This window comes from Streptomyces sp. NPDC059248, from assembly GCF_042753905.1.
Lineage (GTDB): Bacteria > Actinomycetota > Actinomycetes > Streptomycetales > Streptomycetaceae > Streptomyces.
In genome coordinates this window covers 1-25,415 of the sequence record NZ_JBHYZV010000094.1, presented here as the reverse complement: position 1 = coordinate 25,415, position 25,415 = coordinate 1, and the positions used below count along the sequence as shown (strand labels likewise).

Below are 25,415 nucleotides of genomic sequence, written 5' to 3'. Positions count from 1 at the left end.
GTCTTGGAGTTGTGTATATGCGCCTGGTCATCCCCGTGGTCCGAGCGGCGCCGCCGCCGGCGGCTTTCGCCGCCGTGGTCGCCTTCTTCGTTGGACTACGCAAGATTCCCCCTGCTGAGGAGCGATTCGGATGGGCGAAGGAGCCCGCACCGCTCGGGGGCACACATACGTCTGTACGGCCCCCGGTGCCCGAAGTATGCATGGGTGAATTCGGGCGCTCAACCGCGGTCCTGTAACGAACGTTTCAGGCTTCCCGGGCGTCGTAGGGGGGAGGCGTAGGGGGAGTCGTAGGGGGGATACGGCCGACGGCCCGCCGGAACGGAGAATTCCGGCGGGCCGCCCCTTTCTGTCCCTCTTCCGCTGCCCCTCGTGCGCCGGGCCTCGTGCGCCGGGCCTCTTGTGTGCCGTGCCTACTTCCCGAGATAGGCGTTGACGACGGTGACGGAGCTCCGGTTGCCCTGCCGGTCGACGACCTCGGCACGGAACGAGACACCCTTGCCCGCGGCGGGGTTGGTGACGGCAGCCCATCCCTGGACGACGGTGAGCGGCTTCCAGGTACGGCCCTCGTCGTACGAGACCTCGGTGGTCAGGGACTTCAGGTTGGTCCCTGCGGCGGCCCCCTGCACGGTGACCGGGAAGAGCTGGACCCGGCCCGCGGGGGCGGTGGAGTCCAGACCGGCGCGGGCGCCGAAGCGGACCGTGGAGAGCGGCAGTTCGGTGGGTGCCGCGGCCCGGGCGGAGCGGAAGGTCCACGACGTCTCGACCCGGGTCGCGATCCGCTCGATGCCCACGGGCCTCTCGACGGTGGTCGCCAGGGTGTAGGCGGCGTCCTCCGCCGGGACGGTGAACTTGCCCCGGTTACGGCCCGTCAGCGGATCCTCGTTCCTGCCGACGAGTACACCGTCGCGGTGGAGCGTCGTCTCGATCCGTCCTTCGAGCGGTGTCCCGGGATTGCCCGCGCCGTCGGTGATGAGCGGGACGCGCGCCGACAGCCGGTCGCCGTCGCGGACACCGCCGTAGCCCTCGGGCAGGGTCGGGCCCTGGGCGCCGCCGCCGAGGGTCAGGTCGTACGACTGCCCGGCGATGAACCGGCGCGGCGCGGGCAGCTGATGGGTCGTCTCGTAGGGGGACAGCTCCGGTGCGGACTGCTGGGTGACGGCGAAGTTCCACTTCAGGCCGCCCTCGGAGGGCACCCAGACGGTCTGCGGCCGGTCCGCGGGCAGCGGCGCCGGATCGATCGGCCCGTTCGGATGCCTACCGGGCAGGGTGCCGATGGGTCGTACGGCGGCGTACTTGCCGGGCACCGAACCGCCCGCCCGGATGGTGACGCGCGCCATGTCGGCGGTGGTGTACCGCTTGGTGTAGCCGGTCGCGAGCCGTTCGACCCGGCCGCCGGCCTGCATGGCGTAGAGGGTGGCGTCCTTGCTCCAGACACCCATCCATACCTGGGTCAGCGGATGGTCGGCGGTGCCGATCCCGGCGACCCGGGTACTGGTGAAGCTGCCGGCGTAGACACCGGTCGAGTAGGGGACAGGGCCGTCGATCGCGGACCAGAACTCGGCGCCCACCGGCGCCGCCGCCGGGTCCGGCACGGTGATGTCGACCGGCTTGGTGTCCCGGGCGTCGAGGGTGACCGTGGTGTCGCCGTCCACGACGAGCTTGGGCTGGTGGAGGAAGTCGATCGCCCCGTTCACCGTCCCGGGCTCGGATATGTAGTCCACGAAGTAGCGGCCCTTGGGGACCCGGACCGTGCCGGTGCCGTTCACGAGGACGGGCTCGTGGTACGTGGCGGCGCCGAGGCCCTCGTATCCGGCGAGGCGGGGCCTGCCGTTGGGGTCGGGCGCCCCGTCGCGGCTGATGCCCCGCACGGTGACGTCGTACGACTCGATCTCGCGCTCGACCGCGGCCGGGGTGCGGACGGTCTGCCCGCCACCGGTGGCGACCACGGTCGCCGAGTACCGGCCCTCGCCGCCGCCGGTGATCCGGGTGTCGGTCGTCAGCCCGACATCGGCCGTGCCCCCGGCCGGGACGGTGACCCGCTGCCGGTCCAGGGCGAAGAACCCGGCGGGCGCGGGTCCGCCCGCCGGATTCCGGGCGTCCAGGGTCAGTTCGAGGGTGATGTCGGCGGAACCGGAGTTCCGGTACGTCAGCCGCTTGGTGCCGGGCGTGTTGTCGTGGTGCGGCCAGAGTTGCTTGCCGAAGCCGACGGACGCCGGTTCCGCGGAGAGGGTCTGGTCCAGCGCCTTGTCGACGGCGATCCGGCCCGCGCCCTGGTCGTAGACGGAGCCGGAGCCGGCCGTCGCGGTTCCGGTGAGCAGCGACTTGATCCGGCCGCCGCTCCAGGTGGGGTTCTTCTGCTTGAGGATCGCCGCCGCGCCCGCCGCATGCGGGGTCGCCATCGACGTACCGGACTTGCCGGTGTAGCCGGGCGGGTTCTCGGCCCTCGCCGTACCGGCGGCCGCCGCCGCGGTGACATCGACACCGGGCGCGGTGACGTCGGGCTTCAGCCCCTCGTCCGCGCTCGGACCGCGGCCGGAGAACTCGGCGACGGCGTTGCCGTCGTCGACCGCGCCGACGGTGAGCGCCGCATCGGCGCTGCCCGGTGAGTCGATACTGCCGGTCCAGGGACCCGAGTTGCCGGCGGCGACGGCGAACAGGACGCCCTTCTCCGCGGAGTACTTGTCGACCAGGGCCTCCACCGGGTCGACCCCCGGGGTGTCGTAGCCGCCGAGGCTCAGATTGACGATGTCGGCGCCCTGGGCGACGGCCCAGTCGATGCCCGCCATCACCCCGGACCAGGTCCCGCCGCCCCAGTCGTCGAGGACCTTGCCGTTGAGGAGCGTGGCGCCGGGGGCGACACCCTTGAACCGGGCGTCCTTGACCCCCCGCCCGGCGGCCGTGGACGCGACATGCGTGCCGTGGCCGTTGCGGTCCTTCGCGTCGGCCGCGTCGGAGAAGTTGTGCGCGGCGGCGACCCGGCCCGCGAGGTCGGGATGGGTGTCGTCGACACCGGTGTCGAGGACGGCGATCTTGACGCCGGTGCCGTCCAACTGCCGGGACCAGGCGGCCGGGGCCCCGACCTGCCCCGTCGTCTTGTCGAGGTGCGCCCGGACGATCCCGTCGAGCCAGATCTTCGAGACGCCCGCCGTGGTGGCGACGGACGTGTCCCCGGTGGTGCGGGTCAGGGCGTCCCAGAGCGCCGGGCCGTTCTCGGCCGTCGCCGTGACCACATCCGCGTTCGCGCCGGGCAGGGCCCGGCGGAGCGCCGTACGGTCCGACGCGCGGACACCCTTCTTCGCCGGTCCGGCGGACGGGCCGCCGTAGACGACGATCGCCCGTACGCCGTTCCCGTACGCCGCGCGGGCCTCGGGGCGGCTCAGTTCGGTGATGTCGAACAGCCGCCGGTCCACCGCGCCGGTGGCGACGAGCCGTTCGGCGTCGCGCGGGACGACATGGGTCCGCCCGTCGAAGACCGACGTACGGAAGGTCATGGCCTCCCGTCCCGGCGCCCGGCGCACCGATGTGACCTCGCCGTCCGCGCCCACACCGACCCGGTCGCCGGTGATGAGCGTGACGGTGGTGGCGGTACCGGTCCGCGCGGACTTCTGGGCGGTCGCGGACTTCTGGGTGGTCGCGGACTTCTGGGCGGTGGTGGCTTTGTGGGCGGTGGTGGTGTCGTCGGCCCGCGGGCTCGCGGCCCCGGCCGTACCCGTCGTACCGGCCATACCGGCCGCCAGTACGACCGCGATGGCCGCCGCGGACCCGGACAGCCGCCGTGACCGGCTTGGATGGTCTGATCGTTGCCGCAAGGTCTTCCCCTCGGAGACGGTCGAGCCGGCCGGTCGAGCCGGCTCGTGGACTACTCCGGGACTGTCCGCCGGTGGCAGCGGGTTCCCGGCGCCGCGTTATCACGGCGCGATCGCACGAAGATCTACGGGCCAGTACGGGTGATGGACATGAGGATCCGGGCCATTTCCGATACGGATGCGACGGCCGGTGAAAAGCTTTCCGGCATGGCCGAACCGGGGAATCCGGAAAGGGGAGAGGAATCGGCTATGCCGACCTTCGGTGCGGCTGAACAATTCTCCTCGGGATTCCCGTACGTACCACGGTGAACAGCCGTCATATCCTGCGATACGGCCCCCGATGGCGCCGATTCCCCCGCATCGTGAACCGTTCCCGCAGGAATGGCGTCGCCGCCGGAATTCCGTGTCACACTCCTCCACACACTGTTTTCAAGGATGTGCGGGCAGCTTGCCCGAAGGGGGACTTCGCAGTGCGTCACACCATGAATTCCGGGTCGGCCCGGCGCCGTTGCCCATGGGGATTGCGGGGCGCCGTACCCGCCGCCGCGCTCGCGGTGACCGGGGTACTCGCGGGGGCGCCCGCATACGCCGACGGGACCGCGCCCGTGCCCGCCCCCGGCCCTGGTTCCGCGGCCCGGCCCGTCGCGCCGGGAGCCGCCACCGCCGACGCCGCGGCCGATCCCGCCGTACCGTTCGCGAAAGTGCGCCCGGAATCCGGGCCCCTTCCCGTCGGCGGGCCGCTGACCGTCGAGGCCGAGTTCCACAACACCCTCGACACCCCGATCACCAACAGCTTTATCGTCGCCGTCGGGCTGCGACTCGCGCCCCCGGCCACCGCGATCACCCCCGGTCAGGTCGTCGTCGAGTGGTACGACGCCCCGGCGAATATCTGGCGCCGGGTCGGACTGACCCAGGGCGCGGTGGCGCTCACCGGCTTCCTCACCGTCGACGGCGGACTGCCGTCCACCGGCTCGATCCCCGCGAAGGGCGTCGCGAAGGTCCGGCTGCGGATCACCCTCGACAAGGCCGTACCGGTCGGCGAGAAGCTCCAGTTCGTCGCCCAGGGGCTGATCCAGTTCGCCCCAGGCACCGATCCGATACCCCTGATGGACGGCAAGGCGTCGTACGACGTCACCAAGGCCGCCCAACCCTCCCCGAAGCCGATCCCGAAGCCGACGCCGAAGCCGACAACCACCCCCACGCCCTCACCGACGCTGGCGCCGATCCCCTCGGGGCCGCCGGTCGATCCGACGGACCCCGTCGGCGGGGTGACGGGCGGCGGAACCGGCGGCGGAACCGGCGGAATCGGTGGAATCGGTGGAATCGGTGGAATCGGCGGTGGCGGGGCCACGGGCGGCGGTGACCCGCTGCCCCAGACCGGGGGCGAGGGGCGCCAGGAACTCGCCGCCACCGGGGCGCCGTTCCTGCCGCTCGCCCTCGGCGCGGCGGGCGCCGCGGGCGCCGGGACGTTCCTCGTACGCCTGCGGGCGCGGAACCGGGACGGGCGCGGGGGTGAGCACCGATGACGCAGCTCCCGGCCGGGGTCAGGACCGGGGAGGACATCCTGCGGGACGTCGTCCGGGCCCTCGCCCCCGATGAACTGCCCCGCCTCGACGAGGCCCGGCGCACCTACGCCGAAGACCCGTTCCCGCCGCGGCGCGTGGAGCGCGGCGGCGGGGGCGTCCTCACCGCCGGGGTCGACACCGCCGTCCTGCTGCCCGTACTGATCGCGTTCGTCGCCCAGTTCCTGGCCGATGTCGCCGCCGACGCGGTCCGCAGGGGCGGCGGGGCCTTCACCCGCCGCCGGGCCCGTCGCCGACGCCGCCGCGAGGCGACCGAGGAGCGCCGGGCCGCCCTGACGAACGGGGCACCGGACGCCGGCGCCCTCACCACCGCGGACCTGCTGCGCTGGGCCCGGGAACACGCCCGCGACTGCGCCCTGACCGCCGCCGACGCGGAACGCTGCGCGCATGTCCTGGTCGTCGCCCTGGTCCCGCCCGCCGACGCTCCGCCCGCCGACGCTCCGCCGGGCTCCCCGGGCCGGGACGAACCCCCGGCCGACCCGGCGGCCCCACCCGCCCCACCCGACGGCGGCTGAGACCCGGTACCGGTACACCGCCCCTCGCGCGCCGGTACGCGCCATCCGGTACGGGGCGGACGCCCCCGGCCGGTGGCGCGGGCACCTGTCCCGGTGCGTGCGGCCGGGTGCCGTACGGCGCCCGCGACCCGTACCCCGCCACCCGTACCACCCGTACCACCCGTACCACCCCGCCATGACAGAAACGGTGGTTCTCCGCGATGGCCCGAGCGTCGGCCTCCGCCCATGACCCCGACATCCGGCCCGAAGGGCGCGGGCACGGTTCCGTACCGGCGTCCCTGATCGCGACCGCGCGACTGCCGCAGCCGACGACGACCCGGCTCGTCCAACTGGTCGTCGTCGCGGCGGCGGGCGCCGCCTTCGCCACCTGGTGGTGGCTCGTCAAGGAACGCGACCACTGGCCCGGCGCCCAACTCGGCTGCCTCCCCGACCCCGATCGCCCACCCGCCAGCGCCGTGTCCGCGAACCCCATGGACACGGTCAGCGGCTTCACCCGGTGCGTCGACGGCGTACGGCTCGACCAGGCCCTGGTCGTCCTCTGCGGCCCGCTCGCCCTCCTCCTGCTCGCGTTCGCGGTCCGGGCGGAGGCCCGGCGGCGGGCGCTGTCCCGGCGGCGAACCCGCCCCGCGGGTCCGGAGATGGCGGCCAGACTCGCCGCCGTCGTACCTCCGGGAACGTCCCGTCCACCGGCCCTGCTCATCCGGCGGCACGGCCGCCGCCCGGGACTCGGGGCCCGCGCGGAAGGCACCGCCCGCCGCCCCCGGGTGATCGCCGGAGCCGGGGCCCATCTCCAGCCCGAGGCGGACATCGGCGCACTGCTCCGCCACGAGGTCGCCCATATCGCGGCCCGGGACGTCGGCCGGGTCCGGCTCGCCATCGCCGCCTGGTGGATCCTGTGCGCCGGGGTCACCGTCCCTCTCGCCGTCGAACTGGCCCCGAGCCCCGGGGATATCGGCGGTGCCGTGTCCCTGCGGCTGGCCGTGATCCTCGCCGTCTTCGGGCTCACCCTCTGCGCGGTGCTGCGGATCCGGGAGCACGACGCCGACGTCAGGGCCTCCGCCGACCCGCGCGACGGGGGCGCGCTCGCCTCGTACATCTCCCGCGACCGGCCGCCGACCGCACGGCGGCGGATCCCCCGTCTCCTCGGCCTGGCCACCCACCCCACCCGGGAGGCCCGGCTCGCCGCCCTGGAACGGCCCGGAAGGCTCTGGGGCCTGTCCGTGCCGGAGAGCCTGACCACCGGGGTCGCCGCAGGACTGGTCTTCACGGACGCGGCCCTGCTGATCACGGCCCTCACCCCGGACAGCGTCGCCACCGGCTACCGGATCACCGGCGTCCTGACGGGCTGGGCCGTCGCCGGGGTCGTCACCGTGGCGCTGTGGCGGGCGGTCGCCGTACGGCACCCGGACGCCTACGGGTGGCGGCCCGCGTACCGGGGCGCGGCCCTGGGCGCGGGCGTACTCGCCGGATCCCAGCTGTCCGCGCGCGCCGCCGGCGACTGGACCGACGCCTTCAACACGGCGGACGGCCTCGCCGCCGACTTCTCCCTCGCCGACGCCACCACGGGCCGCGCCGCGGTCCTCGCCCTCGCCCTCGTCGTCGGCGGGGCGCTCTTCACGACTTGGGCCGCCGCCCTGGCCCGCGCGGCCCGCGCGGCCGCCACGGGACCGAGGTCGGGCCCGGCGTGCGCGGCGGCGGTCGCGCTCTCCGGCGCGGTGCTGGCGATACCGCTCGGGACCTGGTTCCTGTTCGCGGCACTCGCCGCCGTCGAGGCGGAATCGGTGCCGTACTGGGGAGCGGTGGACTCGACGGCATGGATGATCGGCGCCACTCTCACGCTCCTCGGGGCGCTGGCGCCCTTCGCCCTGACGGCGGTACGCCGCCGACCGCCGCGGCCCCGGCTCGTACCGGCGCTCGCGGTCGCCCTGTTCGTGCTGCCCGCGGCGGCGGTGTGGATCCCGTACGCGCCGTCCGACGACACGAGCCCGCGCCGGGTGCTGTTCCCCGGCACGGTGCCCGCGCCGCCCGCCGGCGGGGTGCTGCGTGCCCCACCCGCGCCGGCCGGGGACGACCGGCCCGTCGACATCGACGATCTGCCGCCCCTGCCGCCGCCGGGCTCGGAAGGACACCAGGAGGAGGTACGGGACCCCTTCAAGGCCTGTCTCGCCCTGAACGTCGGCAACGCGGCGCTCTGGTTCCGTCCCGAGGGACGGAAGGAGACGGCCGAACTGTTCGACGCCGTCGACGACACCGTCCTGCGGGCGGTCTCGGCCGCCCTCACCCGCGCCCATCCGGAACCGGTCCACAGCGATGTGCGGCAGGCGGCGGTCCTCCGCTGCGATCTGCTGCGCCGCTACGGGCGGTGACGCGGTGACGCGGTGACGCGGTGACCCGGTGACCCGGGCGGGCGGCGGGGACGGTCCCGGGCCTTTGGTGTCGGGCCCGGGACCGGACTTCCCGTCAGCCCAGTCAGTCCGTCAGCTCGACCGCTTCGTAGGAGCCTGTGATGACGTCGTACCGCATACCGTCCCCGGACACAGGAGGCCGCACGGAACCGCCCGGGGGCACGCCGAACCGCGCCCGTCGATCCGCCCGCCGTGCCGCCGTACCGGCGCTGGCGACGCTCCTGCTCGTCGCCGCGATCGGCTGCGGCGGCGGAGGGGAGGGGGACGACCGGGCGGGGAAGGTACGGACGACGGAGTCCGCCGAACCGGCCCCCGAGCCGTCGCCCGTCCGCCCGAGCGCGACCGCCCCCACCCCGGCGAGCCCGTCGCCCGGTACGGCGTCCCCGAGCCCCGGCCCCACGAACACCACGGCGTCGCCGGGACCCACCGGTACCGGTACGCCCACGGGCCCGTCGCCGTCCACCGCGCCGCCCCCGCCACCGCCCCCGCCCTCACCCCCGCCCTCGCCGTCACCCGCCACCCCGCCGACGGCCGCACAGCTCGGCCGGGCCCTGCTCCCCACCGACGGGCTCCCCGCCGGATACATCCGGACGACCCTGCCCAGCCATCCCCCGAACCGGGCCGGCCGTCCCGACTGCGTCCAGCGCCTCAACGCTCTCGAACTCCACCGCACCACCCACCCGGGCGCCGTCGAGTCCCGGGCCGCGTGGGCGCAGAGCCGCAGCGGCCCGTTCCTCCAGCAGGTGCTGCGGTGGTACCCGGGGCGGGCCGCGTCCGCCCAGGTCGGCACGGCGGCCCGGGAGCTGTCCGGCTGCGGTACGTACACCCTGTCCTGGCCGGACGGCGATACGGCGCGGCAGACGGTGACCCCGCTCGGCGGGGCGGGCATCGGCGACACGTCCTGGCACGCCACCATCACGGTCCGGTACGCGGCGGCCACCGTTGAGGAGACGATGGTCCTGGTGGCGGTACGCGGCTGTCTGATCGTCCTCAGCCATCTGGGCAGCCCGGACGCGCCCTCCCGGGCCCAGACCCTGGGGCTCGCCCGGTCGGCGGCCGGCCGGCTGCCGAGCTGCCGGACCTGACTTCGGGCTGCCGGACCCGACTCGGCTTGATAGAACCGTAAGTCCACGACCCGATGACGCACGCGCCCCCCACCACCGGAGAACCCCATGAGGATCTACGTCACCAGCGTGTTCGTCGAGGACCAGGAGAAGGCCCTGCGCTTCTACACGGAGAAGCTGGGGTTCGTGACGAAGCACGACGTCCCCCTGGGGGGCGCGGCCCGCTGGCTGACCGTCGTCTCGCCGGAGGCCCCCGACGGCACCGAACTGCTGCTGGAGCCCTCCGGCCACCCGGCGGTGGGCCCGTACAAGACGGCGCTCGTCGCGGACGGCATCCCGGCCGCCTCGTTCGCGGTCGACGACGTACGGGCGGAGTTCGACCGGCTGCGGGGGCTCGGGGTGCGCTTCACCCAGGAGCCGCTGGAGACGGGCCCGGTCACCACCGCCGTACTGGACGACACCTGCGGCAATCTGATCCAGATCGTGCACACCGCGTAGCCACCGCTCAGTCGGGGTCGGGGACCCGCGCGGTCCGCACCCCGATCCGGTACGCGGCGCTGAGCCGGACGTGCTCGATCATCACCCGCTCGGCGGTCTCCCCGTCGCCCGCCCCGATCGCGTCGAGGATCTCCGCGTGGGCGTCGACGATATGCCGCTGGACGTGGTTGTCGTCGAGCCACAGGGACGCGTCCTGAGGCACGGGATGCCTGTTGCGGATGGCCCGGGCCTGCTCGCCGATGAAGGCGGGACCGCCGATGTCCGCGATCGCCAGATGCAGATGGCGGCTCAGCTCGCCCAGGCGCTCGCGCCGCCCGGTGGCGATGTCGTCGACCATCGAACTCTGCACCGCCCGCAACCCGGCGAGCTGCTCGGACGTGATCCGCCCCGCCGCCAGCCGGGCGCCGAGACCCTCCACCACGGCCCGTACGTCGTAGTACTCGACGAGGGCCTCGTCGCTGAGGTCGATGACCGTGGCCCCGTGATGGCTCTCGTAGCTGATGAGCCGGTCCTTCTCCAGCCGCCGCAGAGCCTCCCGTACGGGCGTGATGGAGACCCCGAGCCGCTGCGCGACCGGCGCGGCGCGCAGCGGCGAGCCGCCCGGGATCCGGGCGTTGCGGATGTCGTCGAGAAGGACGTTGTACACATAGTCGGCCTTGCTCTGAGGCGCCGTCCGCCGCTTCCGCACACCAACCACCCCTTCCGGCAGTCCGCCGCGCCCGGGCAGGTACGCGTCCGTCGGGGCGGTAACTACCCACTTCTCGCCGTGATTTGACGGGGAGCGCGGATCTCTTTGCGATGCGTGCGGCCGATCTTCCGGCGAGTGGCGGGGCAGCGGTATCACTTCCGTCACAGGGCGCGCAGTCGCCCCGGAGGCCGGTCCGTTACGCCTCCGGCCGTACCGCTCCCGCTTCCACCCCTGCTCCCGCTTCCGCCCCCGCCTTCGGGTCCGCCTCCGGGTCGGGCGCGGGTCGGGCGTCGAGGCGGGCGTCGAGGCGGGCCGAGATCCCGTGGAGCAGGAACTCGTAGCCGGCGGTGAACATGGCGTCCCACCCGGTGCAGTAGATGCTGTCGTTGGATACGAGGGTGGGATACAGGTCGCTGTTGCCCCGCAGCCACTCCCGGCCCGCTTCCCGCTCGTCCTCGGAGACCCGCAGGGTCGAGGCCGACCAGGTGGACCCCACCACATGGTTGAAGAGCGCCCAGGTCGCGGACCTGAGTTCGGTGCCGCGCAGACCCGCCCGCGCCAGCGCCGCCTGGAGGACCTCCATCCAGGCGAGGAAGTTCGGGCCCACGGACGGTGGCCGGCTGGCCAGCGCCGCGTTCGCCCAGGGATGGCGCAACAGGGTGGCCCGAATCCCCGCCACCACCACGGTCACCTCGTCCCGCCAGGGGCGGACGGGCTCCCCGTGGCCGGCCGGCGGTGGCCCGAAGACCGCGTCCACGGCGAGGTCGATGACGTTGTCCTTGGTGTCGATATGCCAGTACAGGGACGGAGCCATCACGCCGAGGCGGTCCGCGAGACGGCGCATGGTGAACCGGTCGATACCCTGCTCGTCCAGCAGCGCGACGGCCGCCGCCGCGATCCGGTCGAGGGAGAGCGGGGGCTCGCCCCGCAGGGTCTTCTCGGGCCACAGCCAGATGTTCCAGCCCGTACCGCTTCTGGGCTTTCCGCCCGCCACGCCATCACGCTCCACGTTCCGTTGCCGCCGGTGCGTTCCGTCGTCCCGTGTGCTGCTCCCGTCCGGCGGTGTCCCGCGCCCCGCACGGCCCCGCACGGCCCCGCACGACCCCGCGCGGTGACGCCGGATGCGCCGTGCCGTCAGTCTAGGCCCTCGGGGAGTGACCGAAAGGAGATCAACGGCGGGGGAGCGACCTTGGCTCCGGCCCGGTAGCGTGACTGTTTTCGCAGGTCAGCGGCTTAAGCGGCGCTCGGTTTAGCTGTTGGGGCCGATGGGCCGAAGGCTCTGAGGGCGGCGTCGACGAGCGAGTCGGCGTAGGTGGCGGTCAGCGGACCGCTGCGGTGCAGCCACCGCTGGAAGAGGGGGGCGTAGAGCACTTCGAGTACCAGATCGAGATCGGCGTCGGCGTCGAGCTGGCCGACTTCCCGGGCACTGCGCAGGCGTGCCTTCTTCGCCTCCTCCAATGGCCGGGCCGCCTTCTCACGGTACTCGGCCGCCAGCGCGGCATCGTTGGAGATCTCGGTGTTGAGGGCCCGGATCAGCCGGTCGAAGGACGGGTCGGCGAACTCCTCGACCGTGGCCCGCATGACGAGCTTGAGGTCGGCCGCCAGGTCACCCGTGTCCGGCAGCGCGAGCGACTGCCCGTCCACGCCTTCACTCAGAGCCAGCAGGGCGGCGAAGACGACCGCGCCCTTCGACGGCCACCGCCGGTAGATCGTCTGCTTGCCGACCCCCGCCCGGGCGGCGATGGCCTCGACGGTGACCTTGTCGTACGCCTCCTCCGCGACCAGGGCGCGGGTGGCCGCGAGGATCGCCTGCCGGGACCGTTCCTTGCGCCGGGAGTGATCCGGCCCCTTCTCGTTGGACATGCGCTCAGCCTACCCGTCAAACAAAACGAGACGATCCGTATTGAGGGGATGAGTGTGCGGGCCGGGCCGGGCCGCGCCCGACCCCGACACCGCGGCCGCACCCGCCCCGGACATCGCGGCCCCGGTCGCGATGGAGCCGGGCCGCGGCTGATTTCCGCTCGGAGACTCCGCGAAGGCCGTGTAGCTTAAAGGAGTGATCTAACAGTGTTAGGGATATCGAACTGCGTTAGAAGGTGAGGTCGGGGACGGACCTGCCGCCGCCGGCCCGCCTTGCCACAGGCCCACGACCGGCTCCACCGCCCACGCGCCACGTCGCCGGCGCACCGCACCGCACCGCGCCGCACCCGGTCGCCGGGCGACGGCGGCTTCGCAGAGAGGCAGTGCATTGATCCCGCTGACCGGAACGGATCTGGTTCCCGTGTCCGACCGCTTCGACTGGTTCACCGACCTGGTGCGTCGTGATGTCGCCCCGGTACGGATCGGCTGCGCCGACCCCGCGGCGTTCCAGGCGCGGGCGGGCACGCTCGAACTCGGCAGCACCGCGTTCTCCATGTTCGAGTACACCCCCATCCGCTCCGCCCGACCCCCTTCGCTGATCCGGCGCTCCGATCCCGAGCACTACCAACTCGCCCTGATCGTTGCGGGATCGATGGCCTTCGCGCAGCGCCGCAACTCGGTCGATCTCCGCACCGGTGACTGGGTGCTCTTCGACACCTCCCACGAGCTGGAGTCCCGGACGACCGATCCGGAAGGGGTACGGCATGTGATGCTCCGGCTGCCCCGGGCCACGATCCCGCTGCCCGCCGACCGTACCGACGAGCTGCTCGCCCGCCCCCTCACGGGCGGCGGGGGCGTCGGCGAGGTGCTCCGCGGCTATCTGCTCTCCTGCGCCCGCCACGGCGGCCGGATCCCGCCGGCCGACCGGGAGCGGCTGGACACCGTGACCCGGGACCTGGCCGTCACGTTCCTCGCCCACCATCTCGACCGGCAGCGGACCCTCCCGGACGAGACCCGCCGTACGGCACTCCTCACCCGGATCGACTTCTTCATCGACCTCAACCTCGGGGACCCGCGGCTGACCCCGGCCACGATAGCCGCACGGCACCAGATGTCCCCGCGGACCCTGCACGCCCTGTTCGAAGGGCGGCGGACGACGGTCGCGGCGACCATCCGGGAACGCAGGCTGGAACGCTGCCGCCGCGATCTGCGGGACCCGGCGCTCGCCTCCTGGCGGGTCGCGGACATCGCCGCCCACTGGGGGTTCACCAACCCGTCGGTGTTCAGCCGGACGTTCCGGGCCGCCTACGGGGCGGCGCCCGGCGCCTACCGCCGTACCGAACTCCGCGCCGGGGCGCGGCACGAGCTCGCCGAACGGATTGTCAGTGGCGCGTGCTGAGATGAGCGGTGTGCCGGACGCCACGACGGCGGATCGGCGGGACGGCGAGTCACAGGGGGCGGACGATGACGGGAATCGAGGGATCCGGGGGACCGGGCGGAAGCGACGGGAACGGGCCGGGGGAGAGCGCCCCGGAGGAGAGGGGCACGGCACTCACCCCGGACGAGACGCTGCTGCGGGACGGCCTGCTCGCGCTGCTGACCGCGCCGGACGAGGAACCGGCCGAGCCCCCGGCGAAAGCGGCCGAGGCGCTGCGGGAAGCCCTCGCGTCCGGTACGGCTCCGGCGGCGGCCGTCGCCCGGCTGACGGACGCCGTGCGCGCGGCCGGTGAACTCGACCCGGACCTCACCGCCGCCCTGATCCACCGCACCCGCCCGGCCCGCGCCCTCGGGGCTCTGCTGCGGACGCCGTCGACTCCGGCGGCCGACACCCCCGTGCCCGTACTCACCCTGCTGCTGGAGCGGTATCCCGGTGACGACCCCCGGCGCTGGCGCGGACTCCACGACCGGCTCGGGACCTTCCCCGACCCCCTCCCCGACCTGCTGGCCGGCGCGCCCGCCCCCGCCGACGCCGCGCCCCTGCCGCCCGCGTCCGCCGTGGCCACCCTCGCCCTGCTGCTGGAGCACACTCCACCCGCGTGGGCCGCGGCGGCGGTGGCCGCGCTGCCCGACCGCACCGTCAGGGCCCTCCTCTCCGAAGGGACCGCGCCGGGCCCCGTCCTCACCTCCGCCGTGGTCCGCCACGGCGACACCCGGACCCGTACGGCCCTCGCCCGCCATCCCCGCCAGGACGCCCGCGTCCTCAAGGCCCTGGTCGCGGCGGACGACCCGCAGGTCAACGCCGCCGTGTACGGCAACGCGCGCTGCACCCCGTCGCTGCGCCGGGCGATCGCCCACGCGCTCGACCGGGTACCGCTGGACCCCGCCCTGCGGGCCGAACTGCTCTCCGCCGGCGGCGAGTCGACACGCGGCCGGACGGCACCCCTGCTGGGCAGCGGCGACCCCGAGCTGGTGATCAAGGCGCTGACGCACGGAGTGCGCGGAGTCGCCCAGCGGTACGCGCTGCTGCGGATCTGGGAGCGGCGGGGCGCCACTGCCGTCCGGTCCGTGCTCGCCGACCCGGTGGCGGTCCGCCTTCTGATCCCGGCCGTCCGGGCCGATGTGACGGCCGCCCTCGACGAACCCGGCGGAGCGGCCCGGCTGCGAGCCGACGGGGAGCCGTACGAGGACCCGGCGGCCCTGCCGCGCCTGCTGGCCACCAGCCGCGGCACCAGCACCCTGCGCGATCTGCTGAACGAGCCGTACGTCCACGACATGCCCGCGATCGCCGCCGCGCACCGCCGGGCGCCCTTCATGCCCAAGGCCGCACAGGAACTGGTCCGTCACGAGGACGCCACCGACGCCGACCGGGCCGACTTCCAACTCGTCCTGCTCAACGACCCGTGGCGGCGCGGCCGGGTCGAGGGCGATCTCGGCACACCCCGGCAGCGGCTGGCCGCCGAGGAGTTGACCGACGCGGCCGGACGGTGGGCCGTCGGCATGGTCCGCGCCGGACGGCTGACCCCCGCCGAACTCCTCGCCGCGGCCCGCCCGGCGGCCCGCGCGGTGACCGCCCTCACGGCCCTGGCGGCGGAGGGCCTGTGGAGCGCGCGCGACCGGGCGGAGCTGGCGGCGCTGATCCCGGCCGCCGACGCGGCCCACCCCGCGGCCCTGCGGGTGCTCGCGGGCCACCGGGGGACACTCGCCGACGCGGCACGAGCCGTCGTACGCCCCGCGGAGCCCACGCCCCCGGGCGACACTCCCGCGGAAACCCCCGCTCCACCCACCCCTCGGCCCGCCCCTCCCGCTCCGCCCGCCGCCCACCCGCCGACGGAGCCGGGGAACGAACGGGGACGGGCGGCGCTCGGGGCCGTCGACCTGCTGATCGCGCTCGCCCCCGAAGGGCGGGCGCCCCTGCCGCGGGACCCCGCGGTGCTGCGGTATCTCGCCGCGCACCGGACCGTGGACGCCCCGGCCTGGCACCACCCCGCCTGGCTTCGCCGGGCCGTGGACGACCACCCCTGCGAGCCGCCGACCCGGGCCGAGGTGCTGACGCGGATCGACGAGGAGACCGAGTGGTGGCGGATCGAACTGCTCGTCGAAAGGGCCTGGCTCCACGGGGTGCTCCGGGCCGACGACCTCCTGACCAGGCTCCCCGCCGCCTGGCTGCTGATGGGGCGTCACCGCTGGGACGCCCTCGCCTTCGTCGCCGCCTGGGAACGCGCCCTGGCTGCCCCGCTCGAACAGGAACTCGGCACGGACGCGGACGCCTGGCTCGCCCTCGCCGACACCGCGCGGGACGCGTTGGCCGCCACCGGCACCAAGGGCCCCGAGCCCGGACCGTCCTGGCGGGAGTTGCTGACCCGGTCCCGGGCACTGGCACGGGCACGGGCACGGGCACGCCGGGACGGCGGGACGGAAGAGCCCGGGGACGCCACCACCTCCACGACCGCACACCCCCCGCAGCCGCCTTCCTCCCCCTCGGCCGCCCCCTTTGCCTCACCCGCCACCCGCCCCGCCCCGGCCACGCCCGACGAAGCGCTGACCCTGCTCGCCCGGGGCGACCACCGCTGGACCTGGCCCCTGGGCACACTGCTCCGCCTCGCCCCCGGGCCGGCCGTCACCGCGGTGCTCGACCGGTCCGGGCCCGACACGGCCTGGCGGCTCGCCGCGTATCTGAAGCGCCGCACACCCACGCCCCGAACCGTGTTCGAGATCCTGCTGACCCGCTCCGGGGACGACGGCACGGTCCGCCGGATCCTGGCCGAGGAGTCGAGACGGCTCGACGAGCGCTCCGTCGACCGGCTGGTGGACCTGGCCGACCCCGGAGTCGACGCGATCCTGCTGCGCGACGGCGACCCCCGAATCCGGCGGCGGATCGTGGCCCGGCCCGGACGCCTGGCCGCCGATGTGCTCACCGCGGTGGAGGCGGACCCCGCCGCACCGGTGCCCGGCGGGCTCGCCTGGCTGGAGTCGGCCGAGCCGGAACTGATCGCCCTGACGGTGAGCCGCGAGGGCAGAAAGCTCACACTCGCCCAGCAGTTGACGGCCTGCCGGAACACCCTGCGCCACGGCGGACCCGAGGCGCTGGCGAAGCTGGCGGACGGGGAGGCCCTCGGCGCCACCGCCACCCGGCTGGCCCGGAAGGCACTCGCCTCGACCGACCCCGCCGCCCCGCTCACCGCCCGGCTGGACCGGGAACTCGCGGCCGACCGGCTGGTGAAGAGATTGCGCCGGACGAGAAGCCACGCGGAGACCACCGACATCCTCGACCGCCACCCGGCGACACCCGACTGGGCGGGCCTCGAAGCGGCCCACGCGGAGGACCCGATCCCCGAATGGGAGTCCGTCGTACGCAACGCCCGCGCGCCGTACGGCCTCAGGCTCCGCCACGCGGCCCTGCTGCACCTCCCGTCCCCGCGGATACCCCCGACGGACCGGACCCTGACCGTCGCCCGGCTCCGCCACGGCCTCGGCCCGGGGAGCCATGAGCCCGTGGACATCCTGTTCGACCGCCTCCTCAGGGACGGCCGGACGACCGGTGAGGACCTCGTACGCGAAGCGGCCCCCGCCGCCGTCGTCCTCGCCTGGCTCAACCGCGCCCGCCGCCGCGACGACAACCCCGGCACCGAGGTGGCACACGCCCTGACGACGGTCGCCGAACTCGTCCGCACAACCCTCGGCGACGACCCCGAAGCCTGGGCGAGAACCTTCGCCCGTCTCACCGAACAGACCCCGCCCACCACCGCCGATGCCCCCTCCACCCCCCTCCCGGAGCTGCTCGCGCCCTAACGGCCACCCCGCCCCGACCAGCGCGAACAGGTGATTGCAGAATGCACGCATGGCGAATACGAACATCCCTGCCACGGCCGTCGCCGACGATGCCGCGGCGATCAGCCGCTCCCTCGCCCGCGCCTTCGACGACGACCCGATGATGCGCTGGTTCTTCCCCGTGGACGAGGCCCGCGAGGCATCGCTGACGAGCTACTTCGGCACGATCTTCACCCGCCAGTACGTCCATAGCGCCGTCTGCGAGCGCACCGAGTCCGCCGCGGCGTTCTGGGTCTCCCCGGAGGGCCGGGACAAGGCCGTGCCCGACGCGGAGACCATCCGGGAACTGCGGAGCATCCTGGGCGACCGCGCCGACCTGTTCGGCGCCACCGTCGAGGCCGCCGCCCAGCACAGCCCCCGGGAACCCCACTGGTACCTCGCGGTCATCGGTGCCGATCCCGCCGCGCAGGGCACGGGCCAGGGCGCCGCCCTCCTCCGCTCCGGCCTCGCCAAGGCCGACGCGGCGGGGCTCCCCGCCTACCTGGAGTCCTCGAAGGAGTCGAACCTCCCCTTCTACGAGTACTTCGGCTTCACCACCCGGGCCGAAATCACCCTCCCCGGCGGCGGCCCCACCCTCTGGTCCATGCGCCGCGCCCCGCGCCCCGACCCGGCGTAGACCGTCCGCCGGGGCCCGCGACACCCCGGCCCCCTTCCCGCGGGTCACGCCGGCGGAGCACCTCCCGAGGTGTCCGGGGGCTGCCAGGTCGCACGGACCAGGGCCCGTTCGGTGCCGGCGAGATAGACGGCCGCGGCGAGCCAGGTGCGGGCATACGCGTCGGGGTCGGCCTCCTCGGTGCGGCCGAAGACGTCGCGGCCGCGCCGGTCCGCTTCCGTGGTCAGCTCCGTCAACAGGTCCGCCGCCGTGCGGAAGCCGACCCGGCGCAGGGCCGCGGCGGCTCCGGCGCGGTCGCCGTCGCGCGCGGGCTGGGCGACGGCCCGGCGGCCACCCGACACGGCGACCTCGACCAGCCGGCGAAGCCGCCACAACGGTGCCTCCGCCACCGGGTCCGGCGGGACATCGGGGAGCCCGGCCGTCTCCGGCAGGGCGTCGCCGGGCGGCAGATGGACGCCTTCGAGGCGGTCGTAGCCCAGGTCGGCATGGCCCAGCCACTCCTCCGGCAGACGCAGGGTCGTCGTGTCGTCGTCCGGCAGCGGCCCGACGGCCAGCGGCCGGAGCGTGGCGGCGCGGTCGGGATCCGGACGGCCGACGACACGCAGCCGCAGCCCGGGGCGGGACACCAGCCGACGGAGGTTCGCGGTGTGCGCCAGATCGGGATGGCCATGGGCCGGCAGCAACCGGATCAGCAGGCCGTCCCGGTCCACCCCGTCGGGCTGCAACTCCCGCGCCAGTACCTGGCCGTTAAACGCTCCGACGACGACCAGATCGCAGCCGATCAGTTCACCGGCCGGCTGCCGCGCCTGCTCGGGGTCGCTCACCGGGGCGTTCCCGAGCCCGTCGCCCACGGCATCGGAGAGCGGCCGTGCGAACAGGGCGGCCAGGGGCCCCGAGGTCCAGGACCGGCCCGCGACCGGTGTCGCCCGGACCCCCTTGCCCGCTCCGAGACGGCCGTCCGACGACAGGGTCGCCCCCGAGACCAGCAGCCCGCCCCGCGAGAGCCGGGCGTGATCGAGACTGCCCGAGCCCAGCGCGACCGTAGCCGTCGCCGCACCGCGCGCCCGGCCGGCACCGCCCGGTTTGACGTCCGCGACGGTGAACCAGCGCCCGTCGTCCGAGACGACATGCGTGACCACCCCGCCGAACCCGGTGGCCGAGACCACCGGCTCCCGGCACACCCCGTGCACCCGCAGGGCACCCTCCGGGCGGTAGGCGCGGCGGGCGGACCCGATCCATGCCGGGTCCGGCTCCGCCGAAGTCAACCGGGTCGTGGTCAGCAGGAGTTCACGCAGGTTGTCCACCAGGTCGGCCAGCCGGTGGCCGTCGTGGCGGGAGCGGGCGCCCCGCAGTCCGCGCACCACACGCAGGGCCGCGCCTTCCGCGCGGTACAGCCCGGCGAGTCGCGCCGAGTGCGAGGCCCGCAGCAACTCCGCCTGCGCGACCGCGCCCGCCGCGGGTACCCCGGCGGCGAGCGCCGCCACCGCGGCGGTCCACAGGGCCCGCGCGGCGGCCAGTTGCGCCGTCGTGAGGTCCGTCCGCGACGAGGTGCCGGCGTCGCCGGTCCCCGGCGCGGCGGCGACCGCGCCATCTGCCGTCCCGGTGCCGGGCACGCCGCGGGCCCCCGCTGTACGCGCGTCCGGTACGGCGTCCCCGTCGGGCGCCGCGGCGGGGGCGTCGGCCACCGCGTCCGCGAGGGGCTCCGCGTCCGTGAGGGGCTCCGCGTCCGCGTCGGCCACCGGGCAGGCGCTCAGCACGGCGGCACGGTGAAGGCATCTCGGCGCCAGCAGACAGCTGCACACCGCCTGCCCGGCTTCCGTGACCGCTCCGGAAGGACCGGGAGTGAGGACGACCTCCGCGTCCGCACCGCACCGCACCCGCCGCTCGGCGCCCTCCCCGACGACGGGAACGGCCGCGCAGGTCTCCACGGCGGCGTCCAGCTTCTTGCGCAGCCGGGAGGTCAGGCCGGCCACGGCGGCGGCGGTGACCTCGGGCGCGGCCGGGGGGAGTACGGGGCTCATCGGGATTCTCCGCGGAGGCGATCGCCCACCCAGCGGGCGAGGGCGAGAGGACTGAGGGCGGCGACGGGCATACCGGCCGCGACCAACTGCCGGGCGATGGGCACGGAGTAGCGCGGGCTGCCGCCGTCGTCCAGCGCGGCACAGCCCATCAGGTGCACCCCCGAACCCGCGAGGGCCCGTACCTCGCCGAGCAGCCCGCCGAGCGGGTAGCCCTCCTCGAAGTCGCTCACCACCACCACGAGGGTCCGGCTCGGGACCGTCACCAGGGAGCGGGCGTGGGCCAGACCGGCCGCGATATGGGTGCCACCACCCACGCGAACCTCCAGCAGCAGGGACAACGGGTCGTCGACCCGGTCCGTCAGATCGATCACGTCCGTCGAGAACGCCAGGAAATGCGTGCTGAGCGTGGGCACGCCGCCGAGCACGGCCGCGGTCAGCGCCGACCAGATCACGGAAGCCTCCATGGACCCGGACACATCGACCACCAGGATCAGCCGCCAGTCCGCCTCCTTGCGCGAACGGGTGCTGAACACCGGCCGTTCCGGAACCACCAGGGTGCTGCCGTCGGCCCTCCTGCGGGCGTGGACGAGGTTGGCCCGCAGGGTACGCGGCAGATCGATCCGGCCTCCCGGCCGGCGGGTCGGGCGGGGGTTGGCGAGACCGGTCAGCGCCGGACGCGTCCGGGTGGCCAGCTCCTTGGCCAGCTCGTCGACCAGTCGGCGTACCAGCGGGCGCAGCCGGGCGAGTTGCTGCTCCGGCATCCCGCCCGCCAGCGACAGCACGGACGTCAGCAGATCGACGGACGGACGCACCGCCCCGGGGTCGATTTCGGCCAGCACATCGCTGCGTCCCAGGTCGGCGGCGCGGGCCAGGACTTCTTCCCGTACCTCCGTGCCGAACAGCGCCTGGAGTTCATCGGCCCACTCGCGCGCGGTCGGGAAGGAGGCGTCCTGTCCGCCGCCGCGGCCGCCGTCACGGCCCGGGTCCGACGAGCCCTCGCCGCGTCCCGCGCCGTACAGCTCGTCGAGCGCGTGCGCGTAACGGCGGGCGTCCGCCGGGAGCCGGTCGTGCTCCCTGCCGAGCAGCAGACGCCACCGGTCTGTCGCCGACAGACGCAGGACGCCGTCGCGCGGCTCGTCCACGACGGACCCGCGCGGTATCGCCGCGGATACGGCGTCGGAGGCGTCGGCGGCGTCGGCGGCGTTGGACGTGTCGGCGACCGGGGCCTCGGCGACCGGAGCCCCGGTGGCCGGAGCTCCGGCGGTCCGGTGCGGCGGGGACGCCGGCCGCAGGGAGGCCGCCGCCGAACGGCCGGCCTCGTCCGCCGCCGTCCACAGGGCCAGCAGCCGCGGGGAGGCCCCCAGCGCGAGGTCGAGACGGTCGCCCAGCCGTTCCGTTACGGTGTGCAGCAGCCGGTCGCGGCCCGCCGGGGTGAGCGTGTCGAAGCCGCCGCGCAGCGCCGGCAGCCGGTCCAGGAAACCCCGGTCGTCGAGCGATTCGATCCGGTCGAGCAGCGGATCGAGGGCGGTCGGCGCCGACTGGAGCAGCGGCGCGGCCCCGGTCAGCAGTCCGACGAGCCGACGGGCCAGCGCGCGCCGGGCGTCGGGCCCGGTGGCCGTGTCGATCCAGCCGGCGGCCCTGGCGCCGAGCGTCCCGGCGTCCTCCAGGTCGAACAGGACCCGGCAGGCGAGCGCGGCGCCCTGGACGAGGGGGGACGCGGAGTCCACGAGGTCGGCCAGGGCCTGGTCCATCCGCAGCCCCAGGCGGAGTTCACCGGCGCGCGCGGCCAAGGCCACCAGCGCGGCCGCCTCCTCCGGGTCGTCGCTGCCCGCGAGACCCGGCAGGGACCGTACCGCCGCCTCCAGAAGATCGGCGGCGAGCGCACCCGCCGCCCGCCTGCCCTCGGGCGTCGTGCCAGGCAGATGCCCCCGGCGCAGCGCCTCCAGCAGATCGAGACCGGTGAGCATCTCGGGGATCGTGGCGGACGCGGGCAGCACATCGGCGGCCTCGGCCAGCCGCCGGGCGACCAGCGCGGGCAGATCGCAGCGCGCGGCGTCCCGAAGCCCCGCCAGGACCAGGGCGCAGGTGGGGCCGCCGTCGGCGGACTCCCGGCGGAAGGTCTCCCGCAGCGTGCCCTCCGCCGCCAGCGCGGCGGTCACACCGCGCACCCCGGCCAGGTCCAGCCGGACCGGCACGGAGGGGACCCACGACAGCCGCCACCGTGAGGAGAGCGCGGCGGCGTCGCCCGTACCGGCGACCGCCACCGGCTCGCCGTAGCCCACCCCGCACACCTCCAGCCGCCGCAGCAGGATCTCGCGGCGGTGGTCGAGGGCCGAACGCAGCGGGTCGAGACGGAGCTCGCGCGGCGCGGGATCGTCCGGGCCCGGCAGCCGCAGGGCGGCGAGTTCGGCCTCGACGGACGGGCCGAGCCCGGAGCGCGGCGTGCCCGGCGCGACCCGGCCGCGCTCGGTGCCGACCAGGACCACTTCCAGGGCCCGCGCCAGAGCCCGGCCCCGGCCGAGCGGTTCGCCCTGGCCCAGCACCACCGTGAGGGCTTCGAGGATCTCGCTCCGGCCCGGGGCCGGCAGACCGCGCAACCGGGCCAGGTCGCAGGCGACGCGCAGCGTCTCACGCGCCTCGCCCGTCCCCGCCGTGTGCCCGGCCGCCCGCAGCTCCCGGCACACCCTCGTGATCGCCCCGGCCGCGGCGTCGTGCAGCAGACCGGGATCGCCCCCGGCGCCGAACACCGCCTGCTGCCAGCGCGGATCGCGGATCCCCGCGGGATAGCCGGACCGGGAGTCCAGCAGCTCGAACGCGTACGGGACCAGGGACGTGACGACGGGAGAGGGGTCCCCCGGTCGCGCAGTTCCCGTCGCTGCCGCAGTTCGCGCCGCCGCCCCTCCGGTGGTCGCTACCCCCTGCCCGGTGGTGCCGCCGGCCGGCGGCGGCCCGGCCGTCCCGGCGGCCAGCGCCGGGGCGTGGAAGGCGCCGACCACCGCCGCGACCCGGCGTCCGCCGGACGCCGCGAGGGCGATCGTGTCCCGCATATGGGCCTCGCGCGCCAGGTCCGCGGCGGACACCCCGCCGGACGACTCGGCGTCCTGACGCAGCGCCCAGCCGACGCTCAGCGCCGCCCGGCGCAGCACCTCGGGAGCGCAGCCCGGGGCACGCACCTCCACACTGCGGTCCCACAGGTCGTCCCCGGCCCGGCCGGTCCCGGCGGCGGTGAGCGCCCGCGCGAAGGACGTGGGCGCGGGCCGGCCCCCGGGTCCCGCGACCGCCTCGCGAGGGCCCCCGGCCGTGTCCGTATCTGCGTCCGTATCTGTGTCCGTATCTGTGGACTCGCCGCCCCAGCGCGCGTCGGCCATCGGCAGATCGCAGCAGACGACCTCCGCGCCCCGCTCCCGCGCCCAGCGGACCGCGGCGAGTTCGGGGGAGAAGTCGGCGAACGGGTAGAAGCCGAGCCGCCCGCCCTGCCCGGCGCCCGCGAGCGCGACCGGCGCGACCGTGCCGGGCGCCCCGAGGTGGGCCAGCCACGGCTGGAAGTCGGCCGGCAGCTCCACGCACACCACGTCGGCGCCGGCCGCGTCCAGCAGCGCGGGCACGGCCGCGGCGAGCGCGGGGCTGTGGTGCCGTACGCCCAGCAGATACGGCACCGCGGAGCCGGCGAGGGCGTCGAGCGCCACGCGCGGGTCCTCGACGGACGCGACCCGCGGGTCATCGGCGGGCGCCGTCCGCGGATCCGGTACGGCCGTCGGCTTCGGGTCCTGGACGGGTGTCACCGAAGGTCCTCGCGCAGGTCCCACAGACGGCGCCAGGTCGGCGAACCGTCCTCGGCGCGGCGGCGCACGGGGCCGTCCCAGTAACCCAGCAGGCGCGCGTGGTCGCCGGGATCGTCCTTGCGGACCACGCCCAGGAGATGACCGGGGACCAGGTCGAGGGAGTCCCCGGCGGGCAGATAGGCGGCGGACACCCCCAGGGAGACGGCGACCTGCACCGCCTCGGCGGTGGACATCACCGTGCCGGGACGCTCCACGTCCCAGCCCTCGGCCGAGCGCCCGGCCCGCAGGTCCCGGAAGACGGTCACCAGGACGTCGAGCACCGCGTCGTCGACGTCGAAGGCCGCGCCCGCCCGCTCGACGGCCGCGACGGCCTGCCGCTTGACGAGCGCGGTCTCGGCCTCGACGTCCGAGATCGGGTGCACCGTCTCGAAGTTGAAACGGCGCTTGAGCGCGGCGGACATCTCCGACACTCCGCGGTCGCGCAGGTTGGCGGTGGCGATGACCGTGAACCCGGGGGCGGCGGCCACCTGTGCCTCGGCCGTGCCGGACAGTTCGGGCACGCTCATCCGGCGGTCGGAGAGGATCGATACGAGCGCGTCCTGCACCTCGGGCAGACAGCGGGTGATCTCCTCGACGCGCGCCACCCGTCCGGAGCGCATCGCGCCGAGGACCGGCGAGTCCACCAAGGCCTGGGGAGTGGGCCCCTGAGCCAGGAGGAGGGCGTAGTTCCAGCCGTAGCGCAGGGCGTCCTCGGTGGTGCCCGCGGTGCCCTGCACGGTCAGCGCGCTGGTGCCGCAGACGGCCGCCGACAGCAACTCCGACAGCATCGACTTGGCCGTACCCGGCTCACCCACCAACAGCAGGCCGCGCTCTCCGGCGAGGGTGACCACACACCGCTCCACCAAGGCGCGTTCGCCGACGAACTTGGGGGCTATGAAGAGCTCGCCGGGCAGCGTCCCATGGGGCCCGGACAGCTTGAGGGGCTCGCCGCCGCTGCCGCAGACGAAGGTGACGACGGAGCGGGGCGTCAGCCGCCAGCCGGGCGGCCGCGGGCCTTCGTCATGGGCGGCGAGGAAGGCGAGTTCCGTGGCGTGACGCTCTTCGGCGGGCAGCGTCTGCCGGGGCGGAAGTCCCGTCGCCGTGGTGGTGGGGGTCATGGATGTCCTTGCTGGGTAGGTCCGGTCGGCGTCGGCGATCCGGTGGCCGCCGACGAGCCCGGGGGACGAGGGGGGGGGGCGAGAGGGGGGGACAGGCGGGCGAAAAGGGGGGGGGCGGGGGCCCCCGGGGTGTACGGTCCCGTGGCCCCCCCCCG

Annotated in this window: 15 protein-coding genes; 8 read left to right on the top strand and 7 right to left on the bottom strand. The window is 75.0% G+C overall.

The genetic code is table 11. From position 1 onward, the window contains the following. Positions 1-410: 410 nt before the first annotated feature. A complete protein-coding gene (locus ACFXG1_RS28990; RefSeq protein ID WP_384745216.1) occupies positions 411-3,725 on the bottom strand; it encodes a S8 family serine peptidase in 3,315 nt (1,104 codons plus the stop codon). Between the two features lie 782 nt (positions 3,726-4,507). On the opposite strand from ACFXG1_RS28990, the gene ACFXG1_RS28985 reads away from it, so the two are divergent. From ACFXG1_RS28985 to ACFXG1_RS28965, 5 genes are all read left to right on the top strand, one after another. Continuing rightward, positions 4,508-5,332, top strand: coding sequence for a hypothetical protein (locus ACFXG1_RS28985; RefSeq protein ID WP_384745214.1), 825 nt, complete (start codon positions 4,508-4,510; stop codon positions 5,330-5,332). Beyond that, the gene (locus ACFXG1_RS28980) at positions 5,329-5,904 is read left to right on the top strand and encodes a hypothetical protein (protein ID WP_384745212.1); all 576 of its coding nucleotides are present in this window, start codon (positions 5,329-5,331) and stop codon (positions 5,902-5,904) included. The genes ACFXG1_RS28985 and ACFXG1_RS28980 overlap by 4 nt, the downstream gene beginning before the upstream one ends. A 200-nt stretch (positions 5,905-6,104) precedes the next feature. Next, positions 6,105-8,270, top strand: a complete 2,166-nt coding sequence (locus ACFXG1_RS28975; protein WP_384745210.1) for a hypothetical protein — start codon at positions 6,105-6,107, stop codon at positions 8,268-8,270. Between the two features lie 140 nt (positions 8,271-8,410). After that, the gene (locus tag ACFXG1_RS28970) at positions 8,411-9,394 is read left to right on the top strand and encodes a hypothetical protein (RefSeq protein ID WP_384745208.1); all 984 of its coding nucleotides are present in this window, start codon (positions 8,411-8,413) and stop codon (positions 9,392-9,394) included. Between the two features lie 87 nt (positions 9,395-9,481). Further along, a complete protein-coding gene (locus tag ACFXG1_RS28965) occupies positions 9,482-9,871 on the top strand; it encodes a VOC family protein (protein ID WP_384721607.1) in 390 nt (129 codons plus the stop codon). 7 nt (positions 9,872-9,878) lie between these two features. Here the strand turns inward: ACFXG1_RS28965 and ACFXG1_RS28960 are convergent, their stop codons facing one another. From ACFXG1_RS28960 to ACFXG1_RS28950, 3 genes are all read right to left on the bottom strand, one after another. Then, positions 9,879-10,559 carry a GntR family transcriptional regulator gene (locus ACFXG1_RS28960; RefSeq protein WP_384745205.1) on the bottom strand — a complete coding sequence of 227 codons (681 nt, stop codon included), beginning with the start codon at positions 10,557-10,559 and terminating at the stop codon, positions 9,879-9,881. A 196-nt stretch (positions 10,560-10,755) separates the two neighbouring features. Beyond that, positions 10,756-11,553, bottom strand: coding sequence for a TetR/AcrR family transcriptional regulator (locus ACFXG1_RS28955; protein ID WP_384723611.1), 798 nt, complete (start codon positions 11,551-11,553; stop codon positions 10,756-10,758). Between the two features lie 239 nt (positions 11,554-11,792). Beyond that, positions 11,793-12,422, bottom strand: a complete 630-nt coding sequence (locus tag ACFXG1_RS28950; protein ID WP_384745203.1) for a TetR/AcrR family transcriptional regulator — start codon at positions 12,420-12,422, stop codon at positions 11,793-11,795. 418 nt (positions 12,423-12,840) lie between these two features. Between ACFXG1_RS28950 and ACFXG1_RS28945 the strand changes: the two genes are divergently transcribed. The 3 genes from ACFXG1_RS28945 to ACFXG1_RS28935 all read left to right on the top strand — a co-directional run bounded on the left by ACFXG1_RS28945 (position 12,841) and on the right by ACFXG1_RS28935 (position 18,303). Next, positions 12,841-13,818 carry a helix-turn-helix domain-containing protein gene (locus tag ACFXG1_RS28945; RefSeq protein ID WP_384712758.1) on the top strand — a complete coding sequence of 326 codons (978 nt, stop codon included), beginning with the start codon at positions 12,841-12,843 and terminating at the stop codon, positions 13,816-13,818. A 65-nt stretch (positions 13,819-13,883) separates the two neighbouring features. After that, positions 13,884-17,648 carry a hypothetical protein gene (locus tag ACFXG1_RS28940; RefSeq protein WP_384712761.1) on the top strand — a complete coding sequence of 1,255 codons (3,765 nt, stop codon included), beginning with the start codon at positions 13,884-13,886 and terminating at the stop codon, positions 17,646-17,648. 49 nt (positions 17,649-17,697) lie between these two features. Then, a complete protein-coding gene (locus tag ACFXG1_RS28935) occupies positions 17,698-18,303 on the top strand; it encodes a GNAT family N-acetyltransferase (RefSeq protein ID WP_384712764.1) in 606 nt (201 codons plus the stop codon). A 44-nt stretch (positions 18,304-18,347) separates the two neighbouring features. Here ACFXG1_RS28935 and ACFXG1_RS28930 read toward each other — a convergent pair whose 3' ends face one another. The 3 genes from ACFXG1_RS28930 to ACFXG1_RS28920 form a co-directional block, all read right to left on the bottom strand. Beyond that, positions 18,348-20,321, bottom strand: a complete 1,974-nt coding sequence (locus ACFXG1_RS28930; RefSeq protein WP_384712767.1) for a hypothetical protein — start codon at positions 20,319-20,321, stop codon at positions 18,348-18,350. Further along, on the bottom strand, positions 20,318-24,007 hold the full coding sequence (locus ACFXG1_RS28925) for a DUF5682 family protein (protein ID WP_384745218.1): 3,690 nt from the start codon (positions 24,005-24,007) through the stop codon (positions 20,318-20,320). The genes ACFXG1_RS28930 and ACFXG1_RS28925 overlap by 4 nt, the downstream gene beginning before the upstream one ends. Positions 24,008-24,099: 92 nt before the next feature. After that, positions 24,100-25,260, bottom strand: coding sequence for an AAA family ATPase (locus ACFXG1_RS28920; protein WP_384745200.1), 1,161 nt, complete (start codon positions 25,258-25,260; stop codon positions 24,100-24,102). Positions 25,261-25,415 lie beyond the last annotated feature (155 nt).

Excerpts from the sequence above, each read along its gene's own strand:
- ACFXG1_RS28990 (WP_384745216.1), bottom strand. The coding sequence starts at position 3,725 with ATGGCCGGTACGACGGGTACGGCCGGGGCCGCGAGCCCGCGGGCCGAC.
- ACFXG1_RS28980 (WP_384745212.1), top strand. The coding sequence starts at position 5,329 with ATGACGCAGCTCCCGGCCGGGGTCAGGACCGGGGAGGACATCCTGCGG.
- ACFXG1_RS28975 (WP_384745210.1), top strand. The coding sequence starts at position 6,105 with ATGGCCCGAGCGTCGGCCTCCGCCCATGACCCCGACATCCGGCCCGAA.
- ACFXG1_RS28970 (WP_384745208.1), top strand. The coding sequence starts at position 8,411 with ATGACGTCGTACCGCATACCGTCCCCGGACACAGGAGGCCGCACGGAA.
- ACFXG1_RS28965 (WP_384721607.1), top strand. The coding sequence starts at position 9,482 with ATGAGGATCTACGTCACCAGCGTGTTCGTCGAGGACCAGGAGAAGGCC.
- ACFXG1_RS28950 (WP_384745203.1), bottom strand. The coding sequence starts at position 12,422 with ATGTCCAACGAGAAGGGGCCGGATCACTCCCGGCGCAAGGAACGGTCC.
- ACFXG1_RS28940 (WP_384712761.1), top strand. The coding sequence starts at position 13,884 with ATGACGGGAATCGAGGGATCCGGGGGACCGGGCGGAAGCGACGGGAAC.
- ACFXG1_RS28935 (WP_384712764.1), top strand. The coding sequence starts at position 17,698 with ATGGCGAATACGAACATCCCTGCCACGGCCGTCGCCGACGATGCCGCG.
- ACFXG1_RS28930 (WP_384712767.1), bottom strand. The coding sequence starts at position 20,321 with ATGAGCCCCGTACTCCCCCCGGCCGCGCCCGAGGTCACCGCCGCCGCC.
- ACFXG1_RS28920 (WP_384745200.1), bottom strand. The coding sequence starts at position 25,260 with ATGACCCCCACCACCACGGCGACGGGACTTCCGCCCCGGCAGACGCTG.